This window comes from Reichenbachiella versicolor (assembly GCF_003171675.1).
Taxonomy (GTDB): Bacteria; Bacteroidota; Bacteroidia; order Cytophagales; family Cyclobacteriaceae; genus Reichenbachiella; species Reichenbachiella versicolor.
In genome coordinates, this window is record NZ_QFZQ01000004.1 from 25,873 (window position 1) to 49,935 (window position 24,063).

18 protein-coding genes and 1 pseudogene are annotated in these 24,063 nt (G+C 37.3%); 9 read left to right on the forward strand and 10 right to left on the reverse strand.

The genetic code is table 11. The annotated features are described in order from the left end of the window. Positions 1-2: 2 nt before the first annotated feature. The 7 genes and pseudogenes from DKG80_RS09845 to DKG80_RS09875 form a co-directional block, all read left to right on the forward strand. Positions 3-350 (forward strand): annotated as a pseudogene (locus DKG80_RS09845) (tyrosine-type recombinase/integrase); the annotation flags it as partial. A gap of 60 nt (positions 351-410) precedes the next feature. After that, positions 411-1,316 carry a hypothetical protein gene (locus DKG80_RS09850; RefSeq protein ID WP_109831176.1) on the forward strand — a complete coding sequence of 302 codons (906 nt, stop codon included), beginning with the start codon at positions 411-413 and terminating at the stop codon, positions 1,314-1,316. A gap of 317 nt (positions 1,317-1,633) precedes the next feature. After that, positions 1,634-2,125: a hypothetical protein gene (locus DKG80_RS09855; RefSeq protein ID WP_162555796.1), complete on the forward strand. Its 492-nt coding sequence runs from the start codon at positions 1,634-1,636 to the stop codon at positions 2,123-2,125. 255 nt (positions 2,126-2,380) lie between these two features. Further along, positions 2,381-3,259 (forward strand): hypothetical protein, encoded by an 879-nt coding sequence (locus tag DKG80_RS09860; RefSeq protein ID WP_109831178.1) that lies wholly within the window; start codon positions 2,381-2,383, stop codon positions 3,257-3,259. A gap of 251 nt (positions 3,260-3,510) precedes the next feature. Then, a complete protein-coding gene (locus DKG80_RS09865; protein ID WP_109831179.1) occupies positions 3,511-3,984 on the forward strand; it encodes a hypothetical protein in 474 nt (157 codons plus the stop codon). Positions 3,985-4,213: 229 nt separating this feature from the next. Continuing rightward, positions 4,214-4,465, forward strand: coding sequence for a type II toxin-antitoxin system ParD family antitoxin (locus DKG80_RS09870; RefSeq protein WP_109831180.1), 252 nt, complete (start codon positions 4,214-4,216; stop codon positions 4,463-4,465). Further along, positions 4,458-4,754: a type II toxin-antitoxin system RelE/ParE family toxin gene (locus DKG80_RS09875; RefSeq protein ID WP_109831181.1), complete on the forward strand. Its 297-nt coding sequence runs from the start codon at positions 4,458-4,460 to the stop codon at positions 4,752-4,754. Before DKG80_RS09870 ends, DKG80_RS09875 begins: the two co-directional genes overlap by 8 nt. 507 nt (positions 4,755-5,261) lie before the next feature. Here DKG80_RS09875 and DKG80_RS09880 read toward each other — a convergent pair. From DKG80_RS09880 to cobA, 10 genes are read right to left on the reverse strand one after another with little or no spacing between them, the layout of a single operon-like run. After that, positions 5,262-5,978, reverse strand: a complete 717-nt coding sequence (locus DKG80_RS09880) for a hypothetical protein (protein WP_109831182.1) — start codon at positions 5,976-5,978, stop codon at positions 5,262-5,264. After that, positions 5,975-7,072, reverse strand: a complete 1,098-nt coding sequence (locus DKG80_RS09885; protein WP_109831183.1) for a cobalt-precorrin-5B (C(1))-methyltransferase — start codon at positions 7,070-7,072, stop codon at positions 5,975-5,977. The genes DKG80_RS09880 and DKG80_RS09885 overlap by 4 nt, the downstream gene beginning before the upstream one ends. After that, positions 7,069-7,842 (reverse strand): precorrin-6A/cobalt-precorrin-6A reductase, encoded by a 774-nt coding sequence (locus tag DKG80_RS09890; RefSeq protein WP_109831184.1) that lies wholly within the window; start codon positions 7,840-7,842, stop codon positions 7,069-7,071. Before DKG80_RS09890 ends, DKG80_RS09885 begins: the two co-directional genes overlap by 4 nt. Before the next feature lie 30 nt (positions 7,843-7,872). Beyond that, the gene (gene cobM, locus DKG80_RS09895) at positions 7,873-9,714 is read right to left on the reverse strand and encodes a precorrin-4 C(11)-methyltransferase (protein WP_109831185.1); all 1,842 of its coding nucleotides are present in this window, start codon (positions 9,712-9,714) and stop codon (positions 7,873-7,875) included. After that, on the reverse strand, positions 9,711-10,901 hold the full coding sequence (gene cbiE, locus DKG80_RS09900; RefSeq protein ID WP_109831186.1) for a precorrin-6y C5,15-methyltransferase (decarboxylating) subunit CbiE: 1,191 nt from the start codon (positions 10,899-10,901) through the stop codon (positions 9,711-9,713). The genes cobM and cbiE overlap by 4 nt, the downstream gene beginning before the upstream one ends. Beyond that, a complete protein-coding gene (bluB, locus tag DKG80_RS09905; protein ID WP_109831290.1) occupies positions 10,901-11,539 on the reverse strand; it encodes a 5,6-dimethylbenzimidazole synthase in 639 nt (212 codons plus the stop codon). Before bluB ends, cbiE begins: the two co-directional genes overlap by 1 nt. Then, positions 11,539-12,912: a precorrin-3B C(17)-methyltransferase gene (gene cobJ, locus DKG80_RS09910; RefSeq protein ID WP_109831187.1), complete on the reverse strand. Its 1,374-nt coding sequence runs from the start codon at positions 12,910-12,912 to the stop codon at positions 11,539-11,541. The genes bluB and cobJ overlap by 1 nt, the downstream gene beginning before the upstream one ends. Next, positions 12,909-13,649, reverse strand: coding sequence for a precorrin-2 C(20)-methyltransferase (gene cobI, locus DKG80_RS09915; RefSeq protein ID WP_109831188.1), 741 nt, complete (start codon positions 13,647-13,649; stop codon positions 12,909-12,911). Before cobI ends, cobJ begins: the two co-directional genes overlap by 4 nt. After that, positions 13,646-14,581 (reverse strand): sirohydrochlorin chelatase, encoded by a 936-nt coding sequence (locus tag DKG80_RS09920; RefSeq protein ID WP_109831189.1) that lies wholly within the window; start codon positions 14,579-14,581, stop codon positions 13,646-13,648. Before DKG80_RS09920 ends, cobI begins: the two co-directional genes overlap by 4 nt. Then, positions 14,574-16,127, reverse strand: coding sequence for a uroporphyrinogen-III C-methyltransferase (cobA, locus tag DKG80_RS09925; protein WP_109831190.1), 1,554 nt, complete (start codon positions 16,125-16,127; stop codon positions 14,574-14,576). Before cobA ends, DKG80_RS09920 begins: the two co-directional genes overlap by 8 nt. A 715-nt stretch (positions 16,128-16,842) precedes the next feature. Between cobA and DKG80_RS09930 the strand changes: the two genes are divergently transcribed. Together DKG80_RS09930 and DKG80_RS09935 are read left to right on the forward strand one after the other, a co-directional pair. Continuing rightward, entirely contained in the window at positions 16,843-20,964 is a 4,122-nt protein-coding gene (locus DKG80_RS09930) for a hybrid sensor histidine kinase/response regulator transcription factor (protein WP_109831191.1), read from the forward strand. After that, positions 20,921-23,398, forward strand: coding sequence for a glycoside hydrolase family 2 TIM barrel-domain containing protein (locus DKG80_RS09935; protein WP_109831192.1), 2,478 nt, complete (start codon positions 20,921-20,923; stop codon positions 23,396-23,398). Before DKG80_RS09930 ends, DKG80_RS09935 begins: the two co-directional genes overlap by 44 nt. Positions 23,399-24,063: the final 665 nt, after the last annotated feature.

Consider the following 24,063-nt stretch of genomic DNA (forward strand, 5'->3'; position numbering starts at 1 on the left):
GAAAAGATCGATATACAGTATTGAGTGAAACTGTGTTGACAGGCCTACGGTACTATTATAAGGCTCACAGACCTTTAAAATATCTATTTGAAGGTAGAGATGGAAACAAATACAGCGACACGAGCCTTAGCAAAATAGTTGACAGAGCTGCTAGAAAAGCCAAAGTTACTCACAAGGTGACTCCTCATACTCTACGACATTCATTTGCCACGCATTTGTTGGAATCAGGCACAGATATTCGATATATACAGATATTACTAGGACACAACTCCACAAAAACCACCGAAATCTATACACATGTAGCGAACTCCAATTTCATTAATATCAAGAATCCATTAGATTTGACATAATCTGTATAATCACCATTATACACATTAACATTACAACTACGTTAGCAATTAATATTCACTATGAAAAAGTTGACCTTTACCTTTTTATTGTCAATCACTTTCAATTTGGTTTTTTCACAGAGTCTAAAACATCAGCTTTGGGAATTTGCTAGTGATTGTAATGACGCAATAGTTCAGGGGTATGAAGAAGCATTAGACAGAAAACCTGGAAACTTCAAGGATTATTGTAATACATGCATTGACGATACTGCGAATGGTTACTTATTCATTCAAGGCTCATGGCCAACTTGTGGATGTTCGTGCCATATGGCTATTGGTGGATATAAAAATGCAACTGGTGATTACACCTTGGTGAAGTACCAGTTATGGCCCTGTTCAAACTCTTTTGGAATATACTCCAACAAAAATGTCGTCGATTTAATGCCTGAATATTTTAGCCTTAAAGCCTTTGATCCCTCAGCCTCAATTGACACCATCAATTACTTTTATCTGTATTTGGAAGTTCCTAGAAAAGGAACAGAAACTAAAGTAAGTATTCACCCCTTTCCCTTGGGTCAAGTTGGAGTTGGAACCAAGGGCATCTCTTATAATACTGAAAATTCTGAAATTATTTACCCATCATTATATGATGTAGAAATGGATATTGTCGATCATATCCAAAATGAAGAACAACTTGAACTTTTAATGAACAACCGTATAGCGGATTTACCCGAAGAAGTTAAAGGCAAAATCCAAAAGGAAATCGGGGAAAAAAGACGATTCAAAAATGAAGAGGAATTGATTTCAAAACTGAACTATATTAAAGAGGTTTATGACAGATACAGCTCATTGAAATATACAGAAATTACTTTTACGTGGAACAGAGAAAAAGAAAGGTTTGAAGTGAAAGATCGAACAGGAAAACCTAAAAAACAAAGCTTCTTAGAATTTGTAAGAAGTGCCAACTACTTCAGCTATGCTTGTTAAAAAAATTGCTAACAATAGCTGATCTCGCCATGGCGCATTCTGCTAGTTTGGACAGCTCTGCTTTCTACATGCACCGGAAAATCTTCGATTTTCCTCACTGAACCAAAAAACCAAGCGATTAAAATCGAAGATTTTCCTACATTGTATCCGAAACAAACTACACGTCAAGCACCACAGCGGATAGCGGGGCGTTAGATGTAATTATGCCTAGTAAATGGATTTCTCATATCGTTTTTTTGATTCTCTGGCCAGTAAGCATGGTCTCAATTATTGACTTTTTCAAGAACAATACTCCGCTTAGTTTGATGCTTGCATTAATGAGCTACCTACTATTTATTGCATATCACCTAACCCCATATCTTAAACTGAACAACAAACTAAAAGCAAACGACTTAACCTTGATTAAAGCAAGGCATTCTAAAAGCAAGAGGATTAAAAATTATCTTATCATTCCAGCAATTCTGATCATGGTATTTCTAGTTATGCTATTTAGTGAAGAATACGGAATTGTAGGCTTTTTTGCCTTTCCAATGATTTTTTACTTGATATTATGGTTCATTTCTTTAGCTTATTACGACTTGTGGTACGGTATCATAATCACTGACAAACAAATAATTAGTGAAAAAGACGCATTTCAAATCAACTCAATCAATGAGATATTCATTAAAGACCGTTCTGAACTTATAGTCAACCACGCTTATAGGCTTGGTACTATAAAAATCAACATCGAAGATTTCCATAACCCAGATTTAAATTTACTTTCCAGTATTATTAAACAACGAGCTGATATAGATATCAAAAGTGCTTAAGAAAACACATCTAACAGAGCATATAGCGAATGCCCATAGCTGTGTGACTGAATCAATGCCATAACATGCTCCGCCGATTCACTCGGGAAGCGGTAGAATGCCGAGGAATGGTCATTCACATGCCGATAGGCGCCTGATGAGACTGAGCGACCAGACTGGCTTTGGCGGTTTGGAGTGTATCGGCTACCTTGCTGCTTTTAGATACCGCAGGGGCACATCGCCATATGCGGGCGTTAGCGGTAACAATAACTAAATATGGAAATCAGAAAATTTGTTGGCGTAGTTCCTCCTTTAGCTTTTGAGACGCTTTGGTATCCTAAGAGATTGATGCTAATGTTCGATGAGTTAGCACTTGATTTAAATAGGGATTTAACGGGATATGAAAACTATATCCTAAAAAAATCAGATCATGAAATTCAATGGTTAAGTGATGAAGGATTCCTAACAACCCTTTCTGGATTGTTTAAAAAAGAACGAAAAAAGCTCTTTAAAGAAGTAAGCCACGACGGATTATGGTTGCTTCCTAACTCGATTTCCAAAGAATTCGAGAAATACTTGGACTCAGTGGCAGTCCCGGAAATAAGCTCAACTCCATTGAGATTCACGGCTTCAGAATTAAGGAAATTAAAAAATATAGATGCTATAGCCATTTCAACACCTGAAGGCGAACAAGACATTGATGCTCCGATTACAAGATCCTCTACAATAAGAATTACTTTATCCGAATTTCCTATGCCTGCCGACAATGTACCATGGGAAAATATTTTTGACTTTAAGTCAGACAAAGCCAATACTTCAAAGTTTATAAGATTGAAATCATGGATGAACAGAATCAGTAAAACCGGACTCAAAGAATATGAATTACAGGATGAGCTTAGAGAACTTTTATACACCTACGAGGAAGGTCTGAAACTATGCAATATGAAATCTCAAAAGGGTGCATTAGAAGTAATTCTCACAACCTCCGCTGAAGTGGCTGAGAATATATTGAGAATAAAGCCATCTAAAGCCGTATCGTCATTATTTAGTGTTAGGGAACAAAAAATTAAATTGCTAGAAGAGGAAAAAAAACTCCTAGGTAGAGAAGTTGCTTATATCGTTAGTGCTAATAGTAAATTCACTAAAAACCGCTAACATATGCTATGAATGAATGGGGTTTTATCGGTCAGGATATTTTCGCGCGGATTGGAAAGTCCGCCACGAGTTATAAATTTAAATCAAGGCGTGTCTTATGTGCGAGACGAGAGGTTAATCCTTTCTAATCCCCACTCATCATAGCTAAGCGTTATGTACCACGATGACCATTATGAAGAATGAATAGAATGATCAAAATCTACATAGGTATAACATTGCTCCTTTTGATCGATTTAACTCTATATCTCACAATGAGCATTTCCCTTCCAGGAAGACTACTCGATCAAGGAGTATTTTGGGTATGGTTTCTTGGAACGATTTACTTGATTATTTCTCAATTCAAATTCAGATGGGCAAAGCGTTACGCATTCTTTCTATTCGCCCTCACAATCTTAGGTCTATTCCCAATGGGAATTCCAGTTTTATCAACCATCGCTTTTGCACTAACTAATGAACCTTCAATTCAAGTGAATTCTGATTACAGGGTGTTTAAAACTGTAAAAAGCGTTATAGGAATGCCATACATATCAATAACGCAGAATTTCTGGGTATTCGAAAAGGAGGTTGGGTCAACTGAATTCCACTTCGAATTGGCGGATGAATATTTGGAGATAGAAGATGTGACTCAAGTAAACCTTCTAGAATCCACAAACAATCAAATATTAAGGTTTGAGTTTGTATTTGAAGATGGGAAGATCATTAGGAATGTTCAAAAAGGTACATAACATGCTGTGATGAAATCATGCGTAGGTAGTGCCAGACGAAAGTTTTCTGCATTCTAGCAGCCCCGCCAATTCTGCGAATTGGCCTATCAAGAAAAAGAAATGTAATAGCCCACTTCGCAGAACTGGCTATTTAGTAGACGAAACATTATCTTCACCAAAACGCACGAATTCATACAGGATCGCTGTATGGAATGCTAGTTAAAATTACCAATTTTTGGTATGTTTGGATATGAGTAAGAATACATCCATATCATTAGGAAACTATTTTGACGAATTTGTTCAAAATAGCGTCTCAGAAGGTAGGTACAAAAACGCCAGTGAGGTTATACGTGCTGGTCTAAGATTGCTTGAAGAGGAAGAAAAGAAAGTAATTACCTTAAAGGCAGCTATCCAAAAAGGGTTGAACAGTCCGAGAGTCGAAAACTTTGATTTTGATCTACACTTAAAAAGTCTTAAAGCGGAAAGAGGTAAAAATGGCTAAACTCACTTTGAGGCAAGAAGCCATTGACGACCTTTCTGATATTTGGAAGTACACTTATGAAACTTGGTCTGAAAATCAAGCAGACAGGTACTATGAAGCTTTAAAATCAGCGTGCATTGAACTATCGACTAACTCAATTCTTGGAAAAGTGTATCCTGAAATTTCAACTTCCATCTTAGGGTACAATGTCAATAAGCATATCATTTTTTACCATGTCATTTCCGAGGAAGAAATTGAAGTAGTGAGAATACTGCATGAACGAATGGATTTGAAAACACATCTGAAATAAATCCATATAACAAAAGATAAATAAACATTGGACTTATCCGAGATCTGAAAGTTCATTGAATTCTAGAAAGTACACCAAGTAAAAAATAAATTTAAGAAACGGTCTTGGCTCGTAGGTCAGGGAAAGCAAGGTGCTATTCAACCATAGTTTTAAAAGGAAATCCAGTTAGATCGGTTTTTCCGTGTTGTTTTTGTACAACCAAATTTCAATTTGGTTTTTCGGTGTACAACGTTTGTACACTAAAATTTCAAAATGAAATCTCGGTGTACAAGTACATATGACTAACCTGTGTACACCCAATTTTCAATTTGGTTTTTCGGTGTACAATAAATCACTGAAGTCCTGTAGTTTTTAGATATGTGAAATATTGAAATTTAATCTCGAAAAGAAATAAAGTTCAGCCTTAGCAGAGAGCTTTTCTTTGCTATCATGAGTAAGACTTCTTGTATGACTATTGGAATGTGTTTGGGTATCTCAAGAGGTGTACCGTTTATTGCGAATGGAGTATCAAAACCCGAAAATTGAGTTGTAGGTCCAAAATATTCCAAGAAGTATAGAGGTAGCTCCAGCTATACCATTCATCCATTTGAATATTGATAAGTTCTTTTCGATAAATCGGCTTAGGACTGCTAACAAGGAGTAACTGTATACGCCCATCGCTACAATTATTCCAATTGATTCTACAGTCAAGATCAAAATTGAATCTATTAAAGTGTCAGCGCTTAAGATTAAAGCTGAGGTTAGGACACCTCCTGTACCAGATAGACCATATAGCATACCGATCCAAAATGAACGATTCATAGGGTTCATGGCGATTTCTTCACCAGACTTGCCATGTAGGTGAATAGGGTTAAACTCCTCATGATCATGCTCCTCGATTTTTTTATGGTCTTGCATCATGGCATTGATCTTATGGTTTCGTCGTATAGCAGTGACACCTAGCCATATCATGATTGGTCCAACAGCTACTTCTGCATAGAATGAAATATTATCAATCAGTATGCTAGCCATCGACTTGAAGACTAAAGCAAGTCCTCCAAAAAGTAAGAGTGTTACTGAATGTCCGAGAGCCCATTGAGAGGCTTTTAAAACTGTCAAGAAAGAGGTCTTCTCCTTTTTGATAGCATTCTCAGTAGCCAAAACTGAAACGGCCGTCACATGATCAGGTTCGAAAGAATGTAAAATGCCAGCCATTAGTGGCCTTACCAAATTAGTAATCGTCATGCTTTTTTCTCGTATTTAATGAACTTTCCCTCTTTATTGATAAGGTATATGTCAAGTAATATCTTTCGATTGAACACCTTACGAGATGTCTCTATACAATGTTTGAGTAAGGTTTGATAGAATATTTCATTTTGCTGATAGGCAAATACCTCAACTAATCGACCAGCCATGTTCAAAGACTTGATTTGTTCTTGAATGTCCAAGCTATAACCAGCGTCCGCAGCTAATTCGGCTATGAAATTCTTGTTCCAACTAGAGACACAGCTATGTGTGTCTGTGGTACCGAATGCAAGTTTAACAGCTTTGCCAAGCATAATACCTATTGACACTTTTCTGATAGGAGAGATTTGAATTTTTTTGAGTGTCTCACCGATCCAATTTCCATAATGGATGAAAGCTTGCTCAGCTAGATTGGGAAACAAACTGCGTAAATACTTTTCACTGCGAGCACCCGAATTGATAACTAGTTCGTCAATACCATTTGCAACAGCTACATCTATTCCTTGTTCAATACTAGCGATATATGAAGAGGCAGAATAGGGTTTGACTATACCAGTAGTACCTAAAATAGATAGTCCATTCATGATACCTACTCTTTCGTTGAGCGTTTTTTTGGCTATTTTTTCACCGTCGATCACAAAAACTGTAGCCTCAATGCCGCAATCCAAATCATAGTCGTGCAATAATTTTTGAATGGCGTTTGATATCATTTTTCGAGGGACAGGATTAATAGCAGGCTCGCCTACTGCAAGCTCTAGTCCGGGAAGAGTGACAGTTCCAACGCCTTCGCCACCTACCAGTTTGATATCTTTGTCTTGCGTCAAGCGAATTTCACACCCTATTTCAGCACCATTAGTCACGTCAGGATCATCACCAGCATCTTTGATTACCGAGCATTTAGCCCAGCTTTCGGTGAACTCATATTGGTAGATGTTTATATCTAGTGTTTTATCTATAGGAAGGTGAACAGTCACCTTTTCTTGTGCCTTTTGGTGGATAATACTTAATAATGCTGCTTTCGCTGCTGCAGTGGCGGATGTTCCAGTCGTAAACCCATCCTTTAGCGGTCTATTTGGTACTGGTCGCAAACTCATGTTTTTGATAGAGATTGAACTGAAACATGATTTTTAATTAACAGATGTAATTCATTCGTGCTTTTGGCTAAAATGAAACTTGTGGGTAGAAGTGGTTTAGAGATGATGAGAATCGGTACATTACATGCTATAGCTGCTTCTATTTTCGTAGACAAACCGCCACTTTCTCCACTTTCCTTGGTCAGGATAATACCAATGTTATGTTGGCGAATAGTGTTGATCTCATTTACTAATGCCCCGTTTGGAAGCCCCAGAATTAACTGTTCAAAGGGGAAGTCGTTGGAAGCTGCAAGTAGTTTTGATTCTTCTCTATCTAAAATTCTGAAGTAGCATCTAGTCTTCTTCCAATAAGCTTTAAGTTTTGAAATAGACTGTACGCCTGTTAAGGCCAACAAGGTTGGTTGATTGAATTGAGCTAGTTTAGATAGTGCTTTTGTATAGTTATCTATATAGTGTACTAGGGGATGAATAGTGCGTGTAGGGTAGATTCTTTCCATTCTGATGACGTCAATATTTAATCGTGAAGCTACAGCATGAATGGTGTCATGTAATCGTGAAGCAAATGGATGAGCACAATTGACAATCAAACGGATGTTTTGTTCCTGTATAAGGTCAGTCATACTTTGCTGATCCAGTGCTCCATAGCGATAGTTAATATCCTCTGATACTGATACCTTGGTTTTGGTAGAGTATACAAAAGAGCACCGAAGCGCTGTCAGCACTTTGATGGCTTGCTTTCCTTCTGTCGTACCTCCAAAGAGTAGTATCATTTTTGTATTGGGATTTGGATAATATTCTTTCTATTCTTTAACTACGAATTTCTTATTTGTTCTGAAAATGTGCTTCCATTCAGGACTATAGAGTTGAGATCGGTTTTTTCTAGCCCCGATCGCATGTCCCACGATGATAAGAACAGTTCTAGTTTTTTTACTGTCTTTGACGATTTTGGCAAGGTTTTCTAGTTTACCCTGATAGATGGCTTCGTCTTTCCAAGTCAATCTATACATGACTGCTACTGGCGTATCCTTATCGAAATGCTCTAGCAATTGATTTTGAACCTTTTCTGCGATACCAGCACTGAGGTAGATGCACATCGTAGCATTGGTCTTAGCGAAGTTCGAAATGCTTTCGTTATTGGGCATTGGAGTTTTTCCTTCTCCTCTTGTCAGCACAATTGATTGTACTACCTCTGGAATGGTAAATTCAGACCTTAGTGCTGCTGCTCCTGCACTGAATGCGGATAAACCAGGAACAATGAAATAGTCCATTCCTAGCTCGTCGAAAATGGTCATTTGTTCCTGAATGGCACCATAGAGAGAAGGGTCGCCTGAATGCAGTCTTACGATAAAAGCACCTTTTTGATACTGTTCTTGCATCAGATTGACCTGTTCTTCAAGAGTCATCATTGCAGAGTTCCTTACGACCGCACCCTCTTTGCACCAGCTGGTCATTTCTTCAGGAATCAGACTGCCTGCATAGAGTACACAGTCAGCTTCTTCCAAGTACTTTTTCCCTTTTAGAGTGATCAACTCTTCATCGCCAGGACCAGCACCTACGATAGCAATACTGGCCTTGCGTTCCATAGAAGTATCCAGTGCAATGGCGTAAGTATATTTATCATCATTGCTTAGATGGATTTTTTGTTTTTCTACCAATAGGTTTTTGTTTCCAGAAAGCAATAGTGCTGATGACTCAGATACGCCATCAACTCCTATTTTACTTTGTACTACTTCACTTGGGTTTGGAACAGAAACAGTATCGATTTGCTCTGAAGTAAAAGTTTCGAAAGCAATATTCTTAAGCTTACTGAATTCCAAGTAAGCATCTTGTTCTGCTTTTATGTCAATGGAACCAAAGTTTTTGACAGCATCGAAGGATAGACCTTGCGAGATAAGTTCACTTTCCAAAGACTCTATGAAAAGTGAGTAGTTTAGTGTCTTAGAACATCCTGAACCTATTGATAGTACTTTAGGGATGAAATGGATAGTTGGCTTTGAAAAAGTTGGGAGTTTGAAACTAACTGAAATAACCAGCTCGAATAGATCTTCATTTAGACCTTTATCTGAATAAAACACTTCTACAAAACTTGGAATTTCCTTTTCTAGATAAGAAGTTCCTTTGTCCTTGATTTCAAGCACTAGCGCTGTAGGTTTCTTATTGACGAACAAAGCCATGATTTCATTCATAGGTACAGATGTTTTGGTCTTCCATCCGTATTTCTCACCTATGGTATCTAATGCCCAAAGTCTTTGAATATCGCTGGCTGTGGAAATAATAGCTTTACCGCCCAATATTTGTGCAACCTTCAGTGCAAAATCATTGGCACCTCCTTGATGACCACTCAGAACAGATTGTACATGAATGCCTTGATCATCCGTACAGATGACCGCAGGATCATTTTGTTTGTCTCGTAAGTAAGGGGCAATGCTACGAACACAAATGCCGAGTGCACTGACAAAGCAAATCCCATCTAGTTTTGAAAAGTTTTTAGCTAGATACTCGGAGATAGACTCTACAGTGGATACCGTGTCGATGTCGCTTTGTCGAGTAGTAACCACAAGTGATTTGGGAAATTGTTTTTGTATAGTCACCGCTTGATTGATCCCTTGATCAGTGACTGCTATGATTACTATCTTTTTCATGCTGATAAAATTTCAATTTCGTTGTGATCGTCTATTTTGAGTTTAGAAGATCGAATGCTTCGGTTGATACTACTCAAGGTGTCCTTGAATACTTGAGAGGTTGAACTCAGTACTGCGTTAGTGACGAATTTTGTTTCGTTGTTCAGATTATAAATAAGCCTAATCATTTCTGCTAGTCTATTTCCATGTCCACCTATGAACACCACATCAGGTATAGTCAATTGTCTCATGTCTAGATTGAAAAAGTCATCGATCACTATGTCGATTCCCGGAGTGGAAAATCTCTCCATGTTAGATTGAATGATCCCACCACACACTTTACGCTTTTCGATAGCAGTAATTTGGAGGTGAGGGTAGTGTCTTTTTGCTTCTATAGCTACTGACCCCGTACATGATCCAATATCCCAAAACACTTTTGCCTCACTCAGTTCACATGCTTGTAAGGTGTTCAGTCTGACAGCCATTTTAGTGATCATATTGGGACGTCCATCTAAAGGGATAAAATCATGATCATTCAAGCCGAACGATCTAGCCTTAGGTTGCTTTCTTTTTAGTAATACACAGTTTAAGGCTGAAAAATCCAACTTAGATAAGTCCTGCAAAGAGCCCGTTACTATTTTTTCAGTCAAGCCTTCTAAGTTCTCACCAACTAACATTTCATAATGATCAAACCCGTATTGTATCATTTTTTTGGCAATAGTAGCAGGATTTTTATGTTGGTCCGTCAGTACCCCAATAAGAGGCTCATCCTTGATTAAAGCTTGGTATAAAGCTGACCAATCTCTACCATGAACTGAAGTTACTTTTAAGTCATTGTAATTGGTTTGTGTGCGATGACATAGGAGCTGAATGGAATTGAAATAGGGGAATGTTTTGAGGCGGGCATTTGGTAATAGTCGTTTTAAAGTATTACCAAAACCATAGAATAATGGATCTCCCGAAGCAAAAATAAGGATAGACTCTTCAAAGGATTGGTATTTGTCTATTAACTCAGTCATAGAGCCAGAGATCTCTATCCAGTTATGATCTTTAGGCAATAAATCTTTTACCAAATCATAGTGTCTTTTTCCTCCAGAGAAAATATTATGCTTGTCAATAAGATTTTGGATATCAATTGAGACCTTTGGTTTAGGACTATTTCCTATTCCTACTAAGTAAAAATCAATATGGTCAGAAGCTATTGTCATCAGTACCCGTTGAATTTCACGACATCACTTGTGTCCTTTCTTTTCTCCCAGTTGAGTCTTTCCAATTCTGGATTATCGTAAAACTTATCAACGTATCCCAAGCATAAGTATCCTATAAGCTGTCTGTCATCAGGAGCATTTAGAATTTTTTTTACTTTGTTTGGATCAATGATGCTAACCCAACCTAGCCCTACATTGAGTGCCCGTGCCATCAGCCACATATTTTGAATAGCACAGACTACGCTATATACGCCAGCTTCTTCTATAGTAGTCTGACCTAGGGTAGGAGAGTTTGAAGGCTTGTAGAATACAGCCATATTGATAGGCGCTTCGATGATGCCCTCTAGCTTTAGCTGTTTGTATTTATCTGCTTTTTCACCTTCAAACTGATTACCGCCTTTTTTATTTTCTTTATCAAAAGACGCTTTGACTTTCTTCTTGACTTCTTGATCGTCAATGAGTACAAACTCCCAAGGCTGAGAGAAACCCACCGAAGGAGCATTGACTCCAGCATATACTATTTTGTCAAGTACATCCTGTGGAACCTTTTTGTCCAAAAATCGATTCCCTCTCACATCACGGCGGTGAAGGATTATCTCTTCAAGTGTTTTTATTTGTACCTCTGTAAATTCTTTCATCATGAATAATATTTAGAAGCTTCTTCTAGAGTAAAGGCTGCATTGACAATAGCCGCAGCAAGATTACTACCACCTCTATTGCCCTCTATCGTCACCCACTCAGTATTTTTAGATTGAGTCAATTGTTCCTTACTCTCGATCACGTTTACGAAGCCTACTGGAACACCAATAATACCAGCAGGTTTAAATCCTTTATTTTCAATTAATTGATCCGTCAACTCTATCAAAGCAGTAGGCGCATTTCCTACCACAAAAAGAGCGTTTGGATGTTTTTGGACAGCTAGTCTGATACCTGCTTGAGATCTAGTAATATTTTCAGATTTAGCCAATGCTACAGCTTCTTCTTCATTGAGATAGCACTGAACTTTCGTACCGTATTTTGAAGTAAATGCTCTGGTCACTCCTGATGCTACCATCGTCACGTCTGTGACGATTTCTCCTCCGTTCAAAAGGTACTGATGCCAAGATTGGATAGCATGTGGAGTGGCGTTATAATACTCGTGATCTTCGATTACTCCTGTAGTGTGTATCAGTCTAGTGATAGCCCATTTGTCAGATACACTTTTATCAAGACCCTTAATTTTTTCTGATACAATTCGGAAACTCTCTTGCTGGATTTCAGCACCAGTATGAGGTTTTCTATTTAAATACCCTCTAGGCGTGACAAGATGATTTTTGAATTGAAAAGTTTGAGAATTGCCGATCATTACCAAACAGAACATGTCTACATCGTCGGGATTTAATTCTCCCAAAGTCGTAATTTTAATCTCTTCTTCGGGTCTAGTGACTTGTCGAATAATAGCGACTGGAGTCTCAGAGTTTCTTTCTTCTAGAAAGAGCTTTTTGAGTCTTCCTAGTTGCCAGTGTCTCTTTTTGCTTTTTGGGTTGTACAGGCTGGTAACAAAATCCCCCATAGCAGCAGCTCGAATTCTCTTTTCGATCACATTCCAAGGGGTCATCAGATCGGATAATGATATACAGCAAAAATCGTGACCTAGCGGTGCACCTAACTTGCTCCCCGCAGCCAGAAAAGCAGAAACACCCGGAAGAGTGATTAGTTCGATGTCATTTAGATTTTGCTTAGCAGCCATTTCATACACGATCGCTGCCATAGAGTAGATACTAGCGTCTCCTGAGCCGATCACCACTACTTTGTTACCCAATTTGGCTTTTTCGATAGCTATCTCTGCGCGAGCTTCTTCTTTGCCAAGAGGCATAGATATGAGCTCTGCGTCCTCTTTGAGAAATTCTTCAGCAAATTGGAAATAGTAATCATAGCCGATGACCACGTCTGCTTGAGTCAATGCCTCTTGTACAATCGGTAATATGTATCCGTGATTTCCGGGACCTAAACCTGCGACAGTAATATTCATTTTTGAATAGTAATTATTGAGAAATAAGGAATCTCTCTCGATTTAACATCTTTCCAACTAGAGGCTAAGAATTCATTATTGGTACCTAAGTGCTCACCATAGCTGATCTGGTAATTAGCATCAGAAATCACATTGTCAATCACATCTATGACAGATTTGATTTTCATCAAAATAACAGTATCAAAAGACATAATAGCCTCTCGTAGTTCATCTTCTGTTTGGATTCGTGGTAAGATGACTACCTTATCGTTTTGCAAGCAGAGAGGAGTTTGGCATTGTGCTGCAAGTAATGAAAAAGAAGAGATACCAGGTACTAATTTGATATTGAGGCGGTCAGTCTTGATTTTTTCTAATAGATAAGAAAATGAACTAAAAGTACTCAAGTCACCTTCACTCACGATAGCGACCTTGAGACCGCGTTCAAAATCTAATTTGATGTCCTGATAAATACCCTCGTATATTTTTTGGGCTTGTTTACGTTCAAGCGTCATTTCCAAGAAGAAACCTTTTAGCTTCAGAGGGTCCAAATCATAATGCTCTAAAATGGAGAGCGAGTAGCTAGACTTAGTACCTGACCGAAACAGTGAGCCTGGGTAATAGATTACGTCTGCTTCTTGGAGGGTTTTTAACCCTTTTACTGTGATAAGGTCTGGATCTCCTGGACCTAAGGAAACGCCATGAATAGGGTGAAGGGTAATTTGTTTTTTTATGTTTTGTGTATTCTGATTATCGATCATATTCCTAAAATCGATTTTATTTTCTGACCCAATCCTTTCTTTTCGCCTACCTTTTCATCTTCTTCGAACAGAATGCCTTTCACATTCAGGTGATGACCTATTTGCTCTTTGCCTTGCTCTTCTTCAAAGCCAACGATCTGTTTTCGGTATTTACAAAGCTGGCAATTCATGTTGGCAGTTCCATTGATGACTTCATCTAGTCGCTCATCAAAAGCTTTTAATATCAACTCATCGGTACCAAACGAATCAGTATAAACATATTCATTTTCAGACTGCTCATTGTACTCATCGATTTGTTTGAATACCCTTTGAAGGAGTATGCCAGTGAAAAAGAAAAAAGGGACTGCAATAGTACGTTTGAATTCCATCTTACCTATTAGATTCAAACTCTCACTGACAGTCGGGTAAGCTGTGCCACTATAGGCTACTGTAGTGAATCCAAAGCCTAAACCTTCACCCAGCATGCAGGCAAGTTTGTGTACATCAGAATTAGCATCGGGGTCAGTGGTTCCTCGACCTATTACCACTAGACAAGTATCTTTTCTATCAATTTCTGGGAGCTCTTTTTCTCTCTCCAGAATTCGTTTTTTAGCAAGGTCTACTAAGAAGGTGTTGACACCGAGGTGCTTTCCCATTTTTATGGTTAAGTCTTCATAATACCCTTGGATGGTATTCATCTCATAGGGTATATCATTCTTAGCATGTGAACCTGCGAATAGAATTACAGGAAGCGCATATATTTCTCTAATACCGCGTTCATACATTCTTTCTACAGCAGCTTCATAAACAGGATGGTTAAACTCAAGAAAGCCATAATCGACCTCATAGTCTGTATACCGCTCTTTCAGTAGCGCCACTAATCCTTTAAATGCATCGGTGCCAGACTGTGTACGGCTACCATGTCCACAGAGTAAAATACCTTTTTTAGTCATGAGTAATTGCTTTAGCTCCGATTAAAAATACAACAGGCATAGCCAATTCATTTTTTTCAATCTCTTTTTCAATATTGGCTAGGGTGGAGGTTATGATTTTTTGATCAGGTCGAGAGACATTTGAGACTGCGTTTATTGGGATTTGATCATCTTGACAATCGTCAATCAAACTTGAAACGATTTGAGGTAAACTTTTCAGTCCCATGTATACTGCCAATACAGTGCCTTGCTTTAGGGCATTAGCCATTTTCGTTATTTGAGGATCACTATTCGTAGCTAAATGTGCTGTACAAATCAGTACCGAGTTAGATGCTCCTCTAGCAGTGATCGGGATATTGCAGATGCTAGCTGCAGCCAAGGCAGCCGATATTCCTGGTACTACTACAAAAGGAACCTCATGATCTGTAAGGTATTGAGCTTCCTCTGATGCTCGACCAAAAATATAAGGGTCTCCTGATTTCAATCGTACCACTTTTTTGCCCTCTTTGTACATTTGATGAAGCGACTCGTTGATGTTGGTTTGTCGGTTCTTTTGGTCACTTTGGTCACCATACTTTCTACCAACATATATGATCTCCGCTGAAGTATTTAGTCTCATGATCTCATCAGAAACTAAATTATCATGAAGGATTACTTCTGCATTTTTTATTAGCTCTATCGCTTGTACGGTCAGTAGGTCTACAGCTCCGGGGCCAGCTCCGACTATCGCTATAGGAGACATTTGATCCTTATGAAAAATAGCTACTGGATCAGGATATTTGTAAGTCATCCCGAGGACTTTCTTTGACTTTTGATTTGAGACAATCTTAAAGTCAGTCTCTGAGGATGGTAAGAAGGTAGGAGCTTCTAGTCCCAGCTGATGAGCAGCTTCAAGGTAGAAATCTTCACGGACTGGATGCTTATCAGCTGCGCCATTGATGATATCACCAAAATGGCCTTGTTCGATTATTCTTTCAATGAGTTCAATACAATCATCTTGATGAATAAGGTTAACAGGAACATTAGGGTTTTTAAGTTCTCTTTTACCAGCCAGAAATCTACCGGGATGTCTTTCTGGACCTATCAAGCCAGAAAATCTCAATACAGTACAATTACCCTTAAAGTATGCTTGACAAAGTTGCTCGGCTTTTAACACGGCATGGCCAGAAGGTTTATCAGGTTTGCAAATCACATCTTCTCTAGCGTCTAAAACCGCATTGCCATAAGCAGCAGTAGAGCTGACAAATATTACTTTGATATTTGTGGGAGTATGCTCTATGATTTGTTGGATTTGAGCAGGGTAGATCTCTTCTATATTTTCTATACTCCTTTTAGGAGGAATGTTGATTACAAGAATATCGGTGTCTTCAATGATTGTATCCCAGTCTCCAGCAATATGTTCGGTATTAATTTGAACCTTGCCAACATAGAAAGGGTGTTTGGCTAGTTTTAGTAAACCAGTTTGAGAGGTAGTAGTGCCTTTAATAGTATATCCTTTTTTATGAAGTGATAGAGCTAGTGGTTCTCCTAACCAACCTAATCCAACTATGCTGATGGTTTTATTCATTTGGTGTATTTGACTTTAATCGCAGCGCGATAGCCAATTGCGTTTAATTTTTGATTCTTTGGTCGAGCTAAAATAAAATTCTATAGGTAACTCATAGCCTTTTTCGGGTCAGAGAGCTTCATCGAAAGCCAAATATATCTTGATATGCCTTTATATCCGATTTCTAAAAAGTTCAAATTAATATATGCACACCCTAAGGGGTGTGCATATATGCAAGGGTCTTAGGGTGTGCATAATTTAAAAAAGGTAAAAAATAATTTATGCACACTATATAGGGTATGCATATATGCAAGGGGTAGGGAGTGTGCATATATGCAAGGGGTGGAGAGTATGCATAATTTTTTTCGCATGGGTAGTGTACTATTAAAACGATTTACACTTTTTACTTTTTGTCTGGAGATTTTAAGACATATTAGCTTTTTAACTATGTCTTTAGAAGTTTCAATTACTGATTTCTAAAAATGAAATATGCTGTCGAGGGTTTATCGTCTGGTTTAGATGGAAATAGAAGAGATAAATATTTTTTAGATAAGAGTAAGAGACAGAATACATTTAGACTTTTTGTCAATAATGGTAGACAGTTAGACTCTGTTAGGTATAGTTTTTACTTCCTAAAAAACGTAGATTGAATTCATTTATGTTATGCAATTGAATAATTTTCCTGCCTTCCAAATCGTTGGAATTACTACTACTACTACTACTACTACTATAATTGATGATTGATAAAGTTAAATTGGGGATACTTTCTCTATTCCTCTTATTTTTTAATGTTTTTGCAAAAGCAGGAAATGGGGTTGAAAAGCCGACTCGGTATTCTATGTCTGATGGATTGTCTCATTATGGAGTTACATCTATTCTTGAGGATAAAAATGGCTATCTATGGATCGGTACTTATGATGGTATAAATAGGTATGATGGTTATTCTTTTGATGTTTATAGAAACAATGGTCGAGATCAGATTTTAACGAGCAACAGGGTTCGTTCTTTATATCAAGATGATGAGGGAGATATTTGGATTGGAACTGATGAAGGGATAAGTATTTACCGAGACAATATTCAAAAGTTTGAAGTTGTTTACTCGAATATAGACTTTAAGGTTAGTGATTCAGGTCCAAAAGTAAGGCAGATTCGAAAATTTGGTCAATATGTGATTTGCGCCACAGAGTTGGAAGGCATATTGATTTTTAATGAGAAAACTGAGCAGTTAGTAGGAAGGTATATTCCAGCTTTTGAGGGTAAAGTCTTTTGGGTATTCGATGTTTTACCTCTAGATGATAATACAGTTCTGGTTTCTACGACTAATGGGTTATACTCCTTTGACTTTGCCAAACAACAATTTGATAAAATTCTTAAGGAAGATATCAACTCTCATGCTCTAAGTTTATCTCGGTCAACTGATGGTAGAATATACTGTAGTCACCCTAATGGCATGGTTGTTTTTGATGTCATCAAAAGGGATGGAAGGTTCAAGTATGAGAACATTGTAGGTCGGTCATTTGAAGAGCAAATTAGCTTCAGCGCTATTGGTAAGGAAGGTGAAATATGGATAGGTACTAAATATAATGGAGTATTAATGTTTAAGAATGAAAATGAGCTTTTAAACATTGAACCTAAGAGTAGGTGGGGATGCGAGCCTGTACAACAGAGATTGATGAAGGTTAGTTACATACTTCCCACATTGAGTAGTGGATGTTGGATAGGTACGTTTAACGAAGGTATATACAATATTAAATCCAAAACAACACCTTTTGGTTACTCTGGGGTACGGTTAAGTGAAACTGATCGCACTAAACAAATTCTTCATATTACATCAATAGATAGTACAAGCATAGCAATTGGGGTCTATTTTGGAAATTTGAGTGCTTTTGATATTGAAAAGGAAGAATTATCTTTTTTACCAGATAGGGTAAGGGATAATAGATTTCGATTTAAGGGGGAGCTGTTAGTAAAAGATCAGCAGGGTAATTACTGGAAAGGTACTCCTTCAAATGGATTATTTTTATTGAAACCAGACATGGAGATATGGAAGCCTATTCGTCACTCTGACTTTCCAAAGCTTGAATCTATTACAGTTCGTTCTGTAATAATTGATAGGTTCGGTTATACTTGGTTGGCTTCTATTGAGGGCTTGTATCGTTTCAAAACCGATGATCAGGGTAATATCCTTGAAATTGTAAATTTGAATGAAGTCTTGGGGTTACAGTACCCAACAAATAGCGAAATTAAGACAATATTAGAAGACCCCAGACATGACTACGTATGGGTTGGTAGCAGGTTAAACGGGTTGTTTAGGTTGCCTTTAAAGAATGTTCTAGAAGTTTCGTTAGATGAGGTCCTTAATTTAAAACACAATAAAAATGATCCAACCTCTCTGCCTAATAACTTTATTAGTTCAATAGCTCGGCTGCCAAATGATGACTTATGGATAGGGATGGAGCAAGGCGGGGTATGCAAGGTGATCAACTTCGACTCTAGTCAGCCGACCTTAGTTAATATATCCGAAACTGATGGCCTGGATAATAATGTTGTTAAAGCTATTTTGTTTGATTCTAAGAATAATTTATGGATATCTACTAATAAGGGGCTTAATATGTTGAATACTTCTACGATGGCTGTTAGAAGTTTCTCTGTAGAGGATGGTGTCAACGTATCACCTTTTGAATATGCAGCTGTTAAGCTGGATAATGGAGTGATGGTTTTTGGAGGAGGTAATGGAATATGTTATTTTAATCCAGCTGAAATCACGGATGATGTAGCAATACCTAAACTAATATTTGGAGATCTTAAGATTCATAATAAAGTCATAACAGTTAATGATACGATCAATGGTAGGCTGATACTTCAGTCGAAACTTGGAGTACAAAAAAAGCTAGTGTTTAATCATGATGAAAATGTAATCTCCATTGAGTTAATCTCTTTGCACTTTTCAAATTCGCAAGCTCACCATTTAAGATATAAGCTTTTTCCAATTAACAAAGAATGGATAGAAACAAGTTCAGATTTTAGACAGGTAAACTTCAATGGACTTGTACCAGGTAAATACAAGTTAGAAGCTCAAGCTTCTAATTCAGCAGGGAAATGGGGAGAATCTAGAGTGGTGGAAATTATTATCAAGCCACCGTACTGGAAAACTACTATAGCTTATATCTTATATGTTTTGTTAGTACTGATTTCAGCAGGTGTAGTAATTTGGTTTTTACTCAGAATGAAATCCTTAAGCCACAAGCTAGAGATTGAGCATCTTGAAAGAGTAAGAGTAGATGAATTGAATACAGCCAGAATAGAGCTGTTCATGAATATTTCTCATGAATTCAGGACTCCGCTAACTCTAATTTCAGGTCCTCTTCAGGTTTTATTTAAAATGCTCAGTTCTAATAAAGATGTGGGGGAGCACTTGGAACTAATTCAGCGTCAGTCGAAAAAGATGTTTCAGTTAGTAGAACAGGTTCATGAGTATCAGAAGGCGGAAGAAAATCATCTTAAACTACACATGTCCAGTTTTGATTTTACAGAGTTGATGATTGATGTAAAACAAGACTTTGATCACTTGGCGGATAAGTCAGGTAAGAGGTTGAAATTTAATGGAAACCCTAATCAGGTCTTTGTCATGGCTGATAAGCAGAAGGTGGAAATGATATTGAATAACCTGTTGAACAATGCTTTTAAATTCACAGAAAAAGGAGACACAATCACAGTGACTTATGAGTCGAATGAGACAGGAGTGTCATTTAAAGTGCAGGATACAGGGAAGGGAATTGATGACAAGGATTTGCCTCATATTTTTGAGAGATTTTATAGATCATGGAAAGAAAATACTTATGCTGTAGGTTCGGGTATAGGATTGGAGTTTTCAAAGAAGTTGGTTGAATTGCATTACGGTACCATATCAGTAGAGAGCGAGCTAGGGAAAGGCTCTATTTTTAGTGTGATGTTACCACTTCAAGTGACTAAAGAGGACGCTTTCAATGCAAAATATATAGCTGATATATTAGAGAGTGAAAATGATTTTGAACAACAAAAAGTCAATAGTGATGTTCTTAGCCTTTCTGAAAATGTAATTGTCGATGAAGAACTTAATGAACTTAGTATCTTTTACGCAGAAGACAATTCGGATTTAAGGACGTTCGTAAGTGGTGTTTTGGACGATTACTTTAACGTGGTGTCATTCGCGAATGGTAAACAACTAATGGATGCTATGGAAGGTGAATGGCCAGATTTAATTATTAGTGATATCCTGATGCCTGAAATGAATGGTCTTGAAGTCTGTAGAGCTGTAAAAGCAGATGTTCGAACTAGTCATATTCCTGTTTTACTTTTGACCTCTCGTTCATCTATAGATGACCGAGTAGCAGGTTTAGAATTGGGGGCTGATTCCTATATTACTAAACCTTTTGAGATGAAACATCTATTTGCGAGCGCTCAAATGCTGTTAAAGAATCGACAACAGCTTCGTGATCGGTTTAGAATAGATGTTCCCATTGAGCTAGAAAAGAAGACTAACAATCAGAACGACAAAGTTTTCATTAAAAAGCTTTATGATTTGATGGAAGAGCACCTAGATAATGAAGATCTTGATTTGAATATTTTTATTAAAGAGTTACATTTTAATAGAACGCATTTCTATCAAAAGGTGAAAGCGCTTACAAATCATACGCCTTATGAATTGTTGAAACATTACAGGTTAAACAAAGCAGCCGAACTGTTAGTTCAAGAAGGGCTATCAGTGTCAGAAGTCTACATCCGAACAGGGTTTAAGTCTCGAACTCATTTTAGTCGTATGTTCAAATCCCACTATGGAGTCTCCCCGGGTAAGTATGGGAGTGAAGGTGTCAATTAATGGATTCCTGAATACGGTACTTCTACTCACAGATACACCACATCTTTCTAGTCAATGTACTTTTGATTTATTTAGAAATATCACTTTGATTATGATAAATAGATTGAAAAGGGTGTTGGTAATCGTAGCAGTACTCGTTGTGACTCCATATTTACTCTATGCAGGAAAGAAAGTCAACTTCAATAAAGGGTGGAAGTTTATAAAAGAAACGATAGCACATTCTTCAAGTGATGTAACATCAGCATCCTTTAATGATGAAAGTTGGGAGAGTGTAAGTCTTCCTCATACTGCTAATGTAGAGTCCCTTAATGCTGCTGATGCATGGCAAGGGATATGCTGGTATAGAAAATCATTCAAGATTGCTCCAGATCAATTAGGTAAAAGTATTTATCTGGAATTAGAGGCAGCAATGAATTTTTCTCAAATATGGCTCAACGGGAAGTTGGTTAAAGAGCATCAAGGAGGTTATTTGCCAGTAGTAGTGGATATGTCTAAGGATTTACGGGAAGAAAATATACTAGTAGTCAGATTAGATAATAATGACAATGAGATTACCGGACCAAAACCTCTGAAGATTCTTGATTTTAATACTTTCGGAGGTTTGTATCGAAATGCGTGGCTTTATTTTAATAATCCTGTACATGTATCTAATCCCATACTTGCTAATAAAGTGGCTGGAGGAGGTGTTTTCGTTACATATCCAAAAGTGTCGGAAAAAAGAGCAATAGTTAAAGTTCAAACTAACGTTGTCAATAAAGGCATCAAGCCCGTTCATACTTCAGTGACTCAGCAGTTGTTGAAAGACGGGATCGTAGTAGCGGAGCATAAAGTTGAAGCTATTGAAATACCTAAGAACCAAGATCGGGATTTTACTCAGGAATTAAGTGTCGTGAATCCGGCGCTCTGGTCAATGAGCACACCTAATTTGTATCAGTTGATTACTACTTTAAGAGGAAGGGAAGGAGAAGTATTAGATATACAGAATACTCAAATTGGTATTAGAAGTATTGCTTTTAGAGATAATAAGTTTTATCTCAATGGTGAGCAAGTATATATGCGAGGAGTAAATAGACATCAAGAATATCCATATATTGGATATGCATTGTCTGATAATGCTCAAATCAGAGATGCCGTTAAAATAAAGGAGGCAGGTTTTGAATGTGTTAGACTTTCTCATTACCCACATTCTCCTTCGTTTATGAGAGCCTGTGATTCACTAGGTTTGATGGTTTTTGACGCCATTTTAGGATGGCAGTATTATCAAGAAACAGAAGCGTTTAGAAACCAAATTTTCCAAACTTCGAGGGATTTAATTCGTCGGGATAGGAATCATGCGTGTGTATTGGCGTGGGAGTTGTCTCTTAATGAAACCAAAATGCCCTTAGAGTTTAGAGAAAAATTAAACATCATAGCTCATGAAGAGTATCCCAATAATCAGTGTTTTAGTGCTGGATGGATGGAAGAAGGATACGATATTTTCCTACAAGCACGACAGCATAGAATAATGCATCATCAACCAGAGAAGCATACCAAACCATATTTTGTTTCAGAGTACGGTGACTGGGAGTATTATTCAAGTAATGCAGGGTTGAATCAACATTCATATGATAAGAAACTTCGATATGAACTGAGCAGTAGACAAGCTAGAAAGTATGGAGAGTCCAGGCTGTTGCAGCAAGCTACAAATATCCAAGAAGCATATAATGACAACCTAGGAAATACACCAGCATTTGGAGATGGTTATTGGGTGATGTATGATTATACTAGAGGATATTATGATCAATTAGAAGAGTCTGGGGTGATGGATATTTTTAGACTTCCCAAATGGTCATATTATTTTTATAAAAGTCAAAAATCAGCTTTAGCAGGACAGAAAGCTATGGTTAAAATAGCAAGTTATTGGAATGAAAGTTCTCCATTGAATATAAGAGTATTCAGTAATTGTGATGAAGTAGCTCTGTATTTAAATGATAAGTTGATCGCTCGAAACGCTCCTAGCCAAGATAGTATTTCGAGTCACTTACAGCATGCTCCATTCATTTTTAACATCGATAAATTTACTAAAGGTGAAATAAAAGCTGTTGGTTATATTAATAATCATCCAGTGGCCATTGATCACGTAAATACCCCTGAAGAGGTAGATCACTTTGAAATTATTATTGATGAGAGTGGGGTCAAGCCAGCCGCAGGTCAAAATGATGTGATTTTTGCATATATCAGAGCTGTTGATCAATACGGTGTTTTAGTACCAAATTATAATCATCAACTTTCGGTAAGTTCTTCGAGTAATATTAAGATTATTAATGCAGATGATTTAAGAGCCGAAGCTGGAATAGCTACAGCAGTATTAGTGGTAGGTGAAAAGGAAGGAACTGTTAAGTTAAAAGCATACAACGAAGGAATCAAAGGTCAATTGGTCTTTTCGATAAGGTAGTATGTTATTTGTACATTTTTTCTAGAACTATTGTACACTTTTTTCAAGTGGAACTAAGATCACTTTAGTGACGATTGTGTGAAATTTATTGGATTAATAGAAACTGTTTTAAACTCCTTAGAGGTAGTATTTAGACAAGTCATAACATATATGATTCGTTGAATTGAATTTAGGTAAGCTTATTTCATTTCTGAATTTGATACAATTACACTTTAGTAAAGTTTCGAACTTGAAATTGAAGTGCCTCACGCTTTTTTAGAGTGTATCTGTACTTGTTTATATGGTGTTATTTATTTCTTTTAATCAGGTTACTATAAAGTGTTAGGAGGCATAAAAAGAAGGCCCAGTTTCATAAGGTAGGTGATTGTAAATTCATATCTATTTGAGGGTAAATGCCCTTTAAATAGTTTTTTAGTGATTATTTTCTGCTTGTGGCTTAAGGTCATGAGGTGAGATAAGAATTGGTGTTTTGTAAATTTCTTAGATGTTGATTTCTGTATAGGGTAAAATGTTATTTATATAATTTGTTTTCGTATAAACAATGTTGTGTCGTCCAATTACCAATCGATAATATGCTGGAGATTTCTAAAAACATCATTTTATGTATGTGGAAATGAATAATTTGAATTGAGAGATACATTATAAGTATTTACAGGCTCGCAGGA